This window comes from Mesorhizobium sp. CNPSo 4661 (assembly GCF_057784215.1).
The window spans coordinates 1-1,289 of sequence record NZ_JBWGIO010000072.1 but is presented as its reverse complement, the minus strand read 5'-3'; the positions used below and the strand labels follow the sequence as shown (position 1 = coordinate 1,289).

The following is a 1,289-nucleotide window of genomic DNA, read 5'->3' as shown; positions in this document are numbered from 1 at the left end:
CCTTGGACAGCGAGCTGCGCCACCGATGTCTGCCACCAACCATTGGCGACGTATTCGCCTGACACCCAGAAGGAATTCGGATTGTTGGGATCAGGGATCGCCGTGGAATAGAGGCCCCAGCGCTGGATTGTCGGGCCGTCGCCATTGGCGAGATAGCTGGCGCTTGCCTGGTAGAGAACAGGGGCGCTGAAGGTGCCCGAGGGATCGGCCCCGGCCAGGAAGCTGTAATAGTCGGCCGGATACATGTTCGAGCCGCTGGCGGTGAAGTTGATGACGACGTCGCCCGCCTGGTCGGCGGCGATCGAACCGTCGAAGGTGGCGACACCGGCGCCGATCGAGGCGCCCGACACGTTGCCCTGCGCCACGAGGACCGGGCTGTTGGGGTTGCTCACGTCGATCTTGAACCAGTGCACCTGGGGGACGCTCGATCCGACCGGCAGCACCTCTGATACGCCGTAGAGAAAGCCGTTGGCGTAGGCGAGGTTCTGAAGATGCCCGTCGCCGGCATCCAGCGGAATGCTGGTTCCCTGCTGCTGGGCCGTGAAATTGGCGCCGCCGCCGCCCTGATCGATTTTGCCGAGCGATATGGTGGTTGCCGGGCCGAAGCTGTTGGTGGCGAGGCTGTAGGTCTGCAATGTGATGAGGGTCTGGCTGCCGGTGTTGACAGCGGAGCCATAGTAGGTCTGGCCATTGTTGCCGGCGACGACCCGGGTCATGCCTTGATTTGGCGAAGCAAGCTGGCTGGCCACGATAGTCATCGTGCCGCCGTTGTAGATACCGCCACCGGCTCCCGCGGTGTCTCCGATGACCCATTGCTCGGTGCCAGCAAAGCCTGAGACATTGACACCGTACTGGGGTGCCGTGATGTAGATGTTTGTGCCGTCGAGCGACAGGATCGGCTGATCGGCTGCCGTCAGCTGACCGTTGATCGTCAGCGATGTGTTCAGCGAGTAGAAATACCAGCCGTCGTTGGGGTTCGAGTCCTTCGATACGGCGATGTCGATGTTGCTGATCGCGCCGTTCGAGCCGAGATTGTCCATGGTGACGACGTATCGGTTGTTGACGCTGTCATACACCGCGCGAGGATCGAACAGGGCGTTGGCCGCGGTCGAACCAAGGGACCCGAAGAACTGGTAGACCGACTGCAAGTTCGCCGCGCCGCCGGACAGGTTCGTCCATTCGATCCGCGACCCCTCCGCCATGACGATGTAGCTTGGACCGACGGCGAGCGCATTGTGCGGTGGATCGTTCGAAGTGTCCGAAATGCCGGAGAATTGAGTGGTGATCTG

General features: G+C 62.0%; 1 pseudogene. It reads right to left on the bottom strand.

Annotation, left to right across the window (positions count from 1 at the left end):
• A pseudogene (locus tag AC0YKC_RS33945) lies at positions 1–1,289 on the bottom strand (phosphoesterase); the annotation flags it as partial.